We start from the raw sequence: 4,150 nt of genomic DNA, 5'->3' as shown, positions 1-4,150 counted from the left end.
CTACTCCAGCACAGTCAAGAGCTCCTCTTACTACGTGGTATCTAACCCCAGGAAGGTCTTTTACTCTTCCACCTCTTATAAGAACAACACTATGCTCTTGTAAGTTGTGTCCTACACCACCAATATATGCAGTTACTTCATATCCATTTGTAAGTCTTACTCTTGCTACTTTTCTTAATGCTGAGTTAGGCTTTTTTGGAGTAGAAGTTTTAACTACTGTACATACCCCTCTTCTTTGTGGGCAGTTTTTAAGTGCTGGTGAGTTTGATTTAGTTACAGAAACTTTTCTTCCTTTTCTTACTAATTGGCTTATAGTTGGCATTTTTTCACCTCCTGATATTTATTTATCTATATAAAAATATTAGATAAATCTTTTCCATTAGTCTCTTTAAGACTAACAATCCAACTGTTTATAATACTTATATTAAGTATTATAGTGAACTACTGTAAATTATACAATATATTTGTCGTAAAATCTACTGTATTTTAATTATAATATAAGAATTTCCTATTTACAATTATATACGAGTCATATGTTAAAAACACACAACTCGTATTTTATCATTTTCAAAATAAGATGTCAATATACTAAATTACTCTGTAATTAATGAATTTTCTTCCTCAACTACTATTTCTTCTTCTATATCTAATCTTACATTTCTATATTTCATTAAACCAGTTCCTGCTGGAATTAGTTTTCCGATAATTACATTTTCTTTTAATCCTACTAATGGATCTACTTTTCCTTTAATTGCAGCTTCTGTAAGAACTCTAGTAGTTTCTTGGAATGATGCTGCTGATAAGAAACTATCAGTTGCAAGTGATGCTTTAGTTATACCAAGTAATACTTGGTCTCCTTTAGCTTCCTCTCCGCCAAACTCTCTAACTCTTACATTTTCTTCCTCAAAATCATATATATCTATTGTAGTACCCGGTAATAATGTAGTATCTCCAGATTCTGTTACTTTTACCTTTCTAGTCATTTGCTTTACAACAACTTCTAAGTGCTTATCGTTAATATCAACCCCTTGAAGTCTATAAACTTTTTGAACTTCTGATAAAAGATATCTTCTAGCTCCGTCAACCCCTTTAATTGCCATAATATCATGAGGATTAACTGAACCTTCTGTTATCTCATCTCCAGCTTCTACTACATCGTCATTAGAAACTTTTATTCTAGAACCAAATGGAATATCGTAACTTACTTCTTCTCCATCTGCACCAATTACATGTACTGTTCTTTTTTTCTTAGTCTCTTCTAACTTAATTGTACCATTTATTTCACTTACTATTGCAAGACCTTTTGGTTTTCTAGCTTCAAATAACTCTTCAACCCTTGGAAGACCTTGTGTAATATCTCCTGCAGAAGCAACTCCTCCTGTATGGAATGTTCTCATTGTAAGCTGTGTTCCTGGCTCTCCAATCGATTGTGCAGCTATTATTCCAACAGCTTCCCCAATATTAATCTTTTGAGCAGTTGCCATGTTCATACCATAACACTTAGAACAAACTCCTATTTTACATTTACAAGTGAAAGGTGATTTAATCTTAACTTTTTTGATACCAGCTTTAGTAATTTTTTCAGCTAACGGTTGATCCATATAAGTATCAAATGGTGCTAAAACTTCTCCAGTTACTGGGTCAATTATATCTTCTGCTGAATATCTTCCAGTTAATCTTTCCTCTAATCCTTCTATAACTTCATTTCCTTCTTTAATTTCAGAAACTACTATACCATTTGTGCTTCCACAATCTTCTGATCTTACAATAACATCTTGTGAAACATCAACTAGTCTTCTTGTTAAATATCCTGAATCGGCAGTTTTAAGTGCTGTATCAGCGTTACCTTTTCTTGCTCCGTGAGTTGACATGAAGTACTCAAGTACGTCAAGACCTTCTCTGAAAGATGCTCTAATTGGCAACTCTAATATCTTACCTGATGGACTCGCCATAAGTCCTCTCATACCAGCTAATTGCTTAATCTGAGATTTAGATCCTCTGGCTCCTGAATCCGCCATCATGAATATTGGATTGAATTTATCAAGACTATCCATAAGTACGTTGGCAACATCTTCAGTTGTTTTAGTCCATTTTTCTATTACTCTTTCATATCTTTCTTCTTCTGATATAAATCCTCTTTTATACATTTTTTCTATTTTCTCTACTGTTTCATCAGCTTCTTTTAATAGAACGTATTTTTCATCAGGTACTATCATATCAGATGCAGCTACTGTTATAGCTCCAATTGACGAATAGTGATATCCTAAAGCTTTAATTTTATCTAGCATTATAGATGTCTTAGTAGCTCCATGCTTCATGTAACACTTATTGATTAATGTTCCTAACGACTTTTTAGTTATTAGGAAATCTACTTCTAAGTTAAACATTTCCTCTGGATTTTCTCTATCTACAAATCCTAAATCTTGTGGAATTGATTCGTTGAATATAAGCTTACCAACAGTAGTCTTAATTAATCCCGATTTCATTTCCCCATTTACTTCTCTATACATTCTTACGAATATATCAGCGTGAATTTCAATAGCTTTTACTTGATAAGCCATTATAGCTTCATCTTTAGATGAGAAATATTTTCCGCTACCTTCAGCACCTTCTTTATCCATTGTAATATAGTATGAACCAAGAACCATATCCTGAGTTGGAACTGATACTGGTTTACCGTCTGATGGCTTCATTATGTTTCCAGCTGCAAGCATCAAGAACCTTGCTTCTGCTTGCGCTTCAACTGATAAAGGTACGTGAACAGCCATTTGGTCTCCATCAAAGTCAGCATTATATGCTGTACAAACTAATGGATGTAATTTAATAGCTCTTCCTTCTACTAATACAGGTTGGAATGCTTGAATTCCAAGTCTATGAAGAGTAGGAGCACGGTTTAGTAATACTGGATGATCAGTAATTACTTCTTCTAATATATCCCAAACTTGTGGACTAACTCTTTCTACCATTCTCTTAGCACTTTTAATGTTATGTGCAACACCATCAGCAACTAACTTTTTCATTACAAATGGTTTAAATAACTCTAACGCCATTTCCTTAGGTAATCCACATTGGTACATTTGTAATTCAGGTCCAACAACAATAACTGATCTTCCTGAATAATCAACCCTCTTACCAAGTAAGTTTTGTCTAAATCTTCCTTGCTTACCTTTAAGCATATCTGAAAGAGACTTTAATGGTCTATTTCCAGGTCCAGTTACTGGTCTTCCCCTTCTACCATTATCAATAAGTGCGTCCACAGCTTCTTGAAGCATTCTTTTTTCATTTCTTACAATGATATCTGGAGCTCCTAAATCTAATAGCTTTTTAAGTCTGTTATTCCTATTTATAACTCTTCTATATAAATCATTTAAATCAGAAGTTGCAAATCTTCCTCCATCTAATTGAACCATTGGTCTTAAATCTGGTGGAATTACTGGTATAACATTTATAATCATCCATCTTGGATCATTACCTGAAGCTTTGAATGATTCGATTACTTCTAGTCTTCTAATTATTCTAACTTTCTTTTGTCCAGTACTTTGCTTTAATTCTTCTTTTAATTCTTTTGATTGAGCTTCTAAGTTTATTTCACCTAATAACTCTTGAACTGCTTCTGCTCCCATCCCGGCAACAAAGCTTTCTTCTCCATATTTATCTACTGCTTCTCTAAACTCTTTTTCGTTTAAAAGTTGTTTCTTTAATAATGGAGTTTCTTTTGGATCAATTACAACATATGAAGCAAAATATAGTATTTTTTCTAATGATCTTGGTGACATATCAAGGATTAATCCCATTCTTGATGGAATTCCTTTAAAATACCAAATATGAGATACTGGAGCAGCTAATTCAATATGTCCCATTCTCTCTCTTCTTACTTTGGCTTTTGTAACTTCAACACCACATCTATCACAAACTATACCTTTATATCTTACTCTCTTATATTTTCCACAATGACATTCCCAGTCTTTCATTGGTCCAAATATTCTTTCACAGAATAAACCATCTCTCTCTGGCTTTAAAGTTCTGTAGTTAATTGTCTCTGGCTTTTTAACTTCTCCCCTTGACCATGCTCTTATCTGCTCAGGAGATGCTAAACCTATTTGTATTGCATCAAAATTATTTAATTCAAACAAGGGTAATCCTCCCTTCA

Annotated in this window: 2 protein-coding genes; both read right to left on the bottom strand. The window is 33.4% G+C overall.

Annotated elements, in window-relative coordinates; translation table 11 throughout:
* The coding region (rpsL, locus tag ACRDDY_RS14680) for a 30S ribosomal protein S12 (RefSeq protein ID WP_438565689.1) at positions 1-322 on the bottom strand (322 nt) is incomplete at its 3' end.
* A 271-nt stretch (positions 323-593) separates the two neighbouring features.
* The gene (rpoC, locus tag ACRDDY_RS14675; RefSeq protein WP_438565688.1) at positions 594-4,133 is read right to left on the bottom strand and encodes a DNA-directed RNA polymerase subunit beta'; all 3,540 of its coding nucleotides are present in this window, start codon (positions 4,131-4,133) and stop codon (positions 594-596) included.
* Positions 4,134-4,150: the final 17 nt, after the last annotated feature.

This window comes from Clostridium sp. (assembly GCF_051656525.1).
GTDB lineage: Bacteria > Bacillota > Clostridia > Clostridiales > Clostridiaceae > Clostridium.
This window is presented reverse-complemented; position numbering and strand designations above follow the sequence as displayed.